This is a genomic window from Cryobacterium frigoriphilum (assembly GCF_004403305.1).
Taxonomy (GTDB): domain Bacteria; phylum Actinomycetota; class Actinomycetes; order Actinomycetales; family Microbacteriaceae; genus Cryobacterium; species Cryobacterium frigoriphilum.
Window position 1 is genome coordinate 1 of sequence record NZ_SOHE01000010.1, and the last position, 4451, is coordinate 4451.

General features: G+C 60.6%; 4 protein-coding genes and 1 pseudogene. 1 reads left to right on the forward strand and 4 read right to left on the reverse strand.

Features of this window, described 5'->3' with window-relative positions; all coding sequences use genetic code 11:
- Nucleotides 1-127 precede the first annotated feature (127 nt).
- The gene (locus E3T55_RS01300) at nt 128-556 is read left to right on the forward strand and encodes a hypothetical protein (RefSeq protein WP_134517780.1); all 429 of its coding nucleotides are present in this window, start codon (nt 128-130) and stop codon (nt 554-556) included.
- Nucleotides 557-808: 252 nt separating this feature from the next.
- Here E3T55_RS01300 and E3T55_RS01310 read toward each other — a convergent pair.
- From E3T55_RS01310 to E3T55_RS01330, 4 genes and pseudogenes are all read right to left on the reverse strand, one after another.
- Nucleotides 809-2065 (reverse strand): annotated as a pseudogene (locus E3T55_RS01310) (IS3 family transposase).
- A gap of 208 nt (nt 2066-2273) precedes the next feature.
- A complete protein-coding gene (locus E3T55_RS01320; RefSeq protein WP_134517783.1) occupies nt 2274-3134 on the reverse strand; it encodes an SDR family oxidoreductase in 861 nt (286 codons plus the stop codon).
- A complete protein-coding gene (locus E3T55_RS01325) occupies nt 3131-3538 on the reverse strand; it encodes a MarR family winged helix-turn-helix transcriptional regulator (RefSeq protein WP_166791639.1) in 408 nt (135 codons plus the stop codon). The genes E3T55_RS01320 and E3T55_RS01325 overlap by 4 nt, the downstream gene beginning before the upstream one ends.
- A gap of 29 nt (nt 3539-3567) precedes the next feature.
- A complete protein-coding gene (locus E3T55_RS01330) occupies nt 3568-4209 on the reverse strand; it encodes an NAD(P)-dependent oxidoreductase (RefSeq protein ID WP_198418488.1) in 642 nt (213 codons plus the stop codon).
- Between the last annotated feature and the right edge of the window lie 242 nt (nt 4210-4451).

Consider the following 4451-nt stretch of genomic DNA (forward strand, 5'->3'; position numbering starts at 1 on the left):
CTCAACGACGCCAGCTCTGGCTCTGAACGACACGATTCATGGTTTGGCGTAACGGCTTTCATCCGCACCACCCCCGGCTCCCTCGGAAGCCAATATTCAGGCCGTGCGCCGGGCTGATACGGCCGAGGTGATCGCGGCAGCAATCGAGGCGAAGACGGTGCTGGGGTGGGGTCACCGAAAGATCGCCGCGAGCTGCGGCAGACCGCCCTCAACAGTGCGCGGTTGGTTGCGCTCATTCGCCTCGTCGGCGGTCGCAATCGGGCAGCGGTTCACGACGCTGTTGGTTCGGGATGCGCCCGACGCGGTGGTGCTCTGGCCCAAGCCTGCCGGTTTTGCCGGCGGTGAGGCGTTGTCGGTGTTGATGGCGTTCGCGGAAGGGGTGGGTCGTCGGTTTGCCGCGACCGTCACGGTGACGTGGATTCAGGCTGGCATCGCCGCGACGAATGGGCGGCTTTTTTGCGCGAGCTGGTGGGCTGGGGCTCCCAACACCAACCCGCCCTTATGCCAAGCTCTGGCGGGCGGAAAGGTGGCAGCAGCGCCTGCCATATCTCTGTGATCGGCGTCTTCACCGTTTGAGAGGACGGCAAAGTCATATGGTCGTAGCAACGCTTCAATAGATGGAGCGTTTGGCGCTTTCTAGCCATCGTCGCAACACTTGATCAAATGTGGGCTAGTTATTTGAGCCTATCGAAGTGCGTTTGGGATGGCTCCCAATTGCGCGATTCGCGTGGTCGTGCGTTGATCTTGGCGGCGACTTCAGCCAGGCGTTCGGGGCTGTGTGGTCTTGCCCCCGGTTAGTGGACACGGGTTAAGCGGCGAGTTGAACTTCCGCGGTCTGTGACGAGTATTGCAGTTCGAAGGTGACGGGGCTGACATCTCCGATTGAGGAGTGTCGGCGTCGACGGTTGTATCGGCCCTCGATCCAGGCTCCGACTTCGCGGGTGGCGCGGTCGCGGGTGGGCCAGACGCGGCGGTAGTAGAACTCGGTTTTCAGCGTCGCGAAGAAGCTCTCGGCCATGGCGTTGATGCTCCCAGCAAATACTGGTCAATCCCATCGAGCGAGTGATGCCATTCTTGATCGCGAACGCGGTGATCTGGGCCGAGGCATATTGGGTGCCGCGGTCTGAGTGGAATATGACCTGCGCCGGCCTATCTCCGCGCAGGGTCATGGCCATCACGAGGGCATTCTCGATCAGATCGGTCCGCATGTGGTCGGCGATGTCCCAGCCGATGACCCGGCGGCTGTGTGCGTCGATCACGGTCGCTAAGTAGACCCACCCCTCCCAGGTCCTCAGATAGGTGATGTCGCCGACCCAGACCTGGTTCAGGGCCCCGGTGTCCCATTCTCGTTTGACGGCGTCGACGGGGTATGCGTCGGCGTGGTCGATGATCGTGGTGGTCCGCCACTTTTTGGGGCAGATCCCCACCAATCCGAGGCGTTGCATGGTCTTGGCGACGGTCTTGCGCGAGATGGTCTCCCCGTCAGCGCGGAGGTCGGCGAGGATCCGGGGCGAGCCATAAACTTCGTCGGAGTCGCCGTGGAACCACGCCACTTTCTGCTCGATACCCTCCCGCCGAATCGAGCGATCGGACGGCTTTCGGTCGAGCCAGACGTAGTATCCCGAGCGGGACACCTCGAGCAGGCGGACCATGCGGGTGATGGTGAAGTTGGTCTTCTCCGCCAGTATCAGTTCGAACGCTTTGCGCTCGTATCCGACGCTTCCTGGGCGAAGAAGATGGACGCTTTTTTTAGAAACGCCCGATCCAGTTTCAGGTCCGCGTTTTCTTTGCGCAGCCGGAGCAGCTCGGCCCGTTCCGACTCGGTGACACCGGTCTCGCCGGTGTCGTTTCGGGCCTTGAAAGCGATGACCCAACGGCCCAGCGATGCCTCGTTTATGCCGAGCTCGCGGGCCACGGTCGCGATGGCCCTGCCGGTGTTGATCACCAGTTTCACGGCTTCGTCTTTGTACTCAGGAGTGAACTCCCGACGTGTCTTTCCCATGTGAACATTCTCTCTTGTGAGGTGTCCAGTCAACGGGGGCAAGGCCACTGTGTCGGCGGCCATGACAAGCTGGGCGGATTCAATCGGTCGTCGTAACACTCGTGGATCGCCTATTTGCGTGTCCCGGACGCTGTCCGGCTTGCGCGCCACGGCACGCGTGGGCCGTGTGGGTCACGAGTTACTCGATCAGTGTTGTGTACGTGACCGTCTCCGGTTGGTTGGTTTGCTGGCTGTGAACTTTGTCGGCTTCGAAGGTCGAGAGTATTCGCCGTTATTGCCAGGTAGTGCGACTGTCGTGGGCGAATTCGCGGAAGGTGGTGGCTGGCATTCCGGTGAGTTTGCGGATCGTGCGGTTGGGGAAGGCTGAGATGTTCCAGCGCACCACGCGGTAAATCATTTTTTGCACGTCGATGTAGGCCGTTGGGTGTCCTTCGGCTGCGAGCTGTGCCAGATACTCGGCTTCTGTGGGCCGCGAGTAGCGGATAGGCCGCGCGAGGACGTCCGTCATGATGTCGGCGATGTTGCTATAGCTGAGGGATTGCTCACCAGATAGTGTATATGCCTTGCGAAGGTGCCCCGGTTCTGTGAAAACCCTCGCTGCGACGCGGCCAATGTCGCGGGCGTCCACGAATGCAGTGCGGGAACGGCCAGCCGGAACAAAGATCTCGCTCTGGTCGCGGATGCGTTGGGCGTAGGTGGTTGACAGGTTCTGCATAAAGAAATTCGGACGCAGGAACGTGTACGGAACATTTTGTTGTCGCAGATACTTCTCGCCAGCGTGATGCGGAGTTTTACGGTTACTTTGCACGCCTTGCAGGGACAGAAAGACAATCTGCCGAATTTGCGCCTTCTGAGCTGCGTCGATCAGCGGGAAAAGGTAACAAGCGACATTCTCGATCGGCGGAGGCCGCATCAGGAACAACCGATCCACGCCGACCAAGGCTTGAGTCAGTTCGGCGGGCGTGGAGTCGAAGTCGAATTGGCGCGCGACAGCTCCTGCGGGCAGCATCGCGGTATCCGTCACGGAGCGCACAGCAGCGATGACCGGGACGTCACGATTCAAGAGGTGCCTTACGACGGCTCCGCCAACTATCCCGGTGGCGCCGGTGACGAAGACGGCTGGTTCGCTCATGTGCGCTCGCCCGCTCGGTGCAATAGCGCGGCCAGTGTGGCCAGTTCGGCGTCACTGAGCGAGTTGAACAACGGCAATGATTTGTTCAGGACGCTGCTCTCGAACTCCGCGACGTGCACCTGCGCCGCTTCAGTGAGGGTCAAGATCACCGACCGAGAGTCATCGGGATGTCGTGTCGAGACCACCAGCTCCGCATCTCGCAACCGCGTGACCAGTTGTGTGACTGCACCCGGCGTGATCTGCAGGTGCGTCGCCAGGTCCGAGGGGGTGCACTGGCTGCGGTGGGACAGCACGAAAAGTAACCCCAGGTGTGAGCTGCTGAGCCGGTGCCCACGGAACGGTGCAGGCTGCTTGGGCTGGATATGTCGCTGCAGATCGACGACAGCTTCGAGGATTTGCGCCACGCTTTTTCGCCGTTGCGGGGCGGTAGTGTTCATGCGCTCACGAAGGGCATAGCGCGCACGAATCGGTCGTCGTCGATTTGGGTGAGAATGAAGTCTGCCAGGTCGTCGCGGCTGATCTCTATACCGGTGTCTAGCCCGACCCAGCCGAGCCGGTATGAACCCGTGCCAGGCTTCTCCGTCAGGCGCGGTCCGCGAACCACCGTCCAATCAAGTCCACTCTGCTCCAGCACACGCAAATGGCCTTCAGCATCAGCTAGGACACGGCCGGACAATGTCTTCAACAGGAACCGGATCACATGATCGGCGGCCTTCGGTCTGTCGTGTGGATCCCGCAAACCTCCGCCAGACAGGCTGACAATACGGGTCAAACCGTGCGCGTGCATCTGCTTCACGATGAGTCGGGTGCCGTCGGTTTGCACTTGCAGTGGCGACCCCTTCACCTGTCCGAACACACTGATGACCGCGTCCGACCCACGAATCGTCTCCGCGACCGCGTCGGGGTCAAGCACATCTCCCGCAATCACCGTCAACCCATCGATCACACCTAGGCGTTCGGGTGCTCGCGCCAAAGCCCGTACCGAGTATCCTGCCCCGAGTAATCGCGCAAGCACCCTGCGTCCGGTTTTGCCTGTTGCGCCGAATAACGCGATTGTTCGAGATTTCTCCATCATGCAGATAGTTTAGCCACTAAATAAAATTGGTGCTCTCTCCGCAGGAGTTTGTTCGGCCGTCAGCGACTCTGCTGCTGTTCGGGAAAAGTAGGACGACGACGTTGAGAGGTTCGTGAGTCATGATCTCCACGGTGGGCGATACCACTAGGGCGTGTCTCCTAATGCCTTCGACCAAATAGTTATGGCTCTGAGGACAGCTCCGCCGCGGTAGGTCAGTGCGAGCTTGTCGTAGCGGGTGGCGA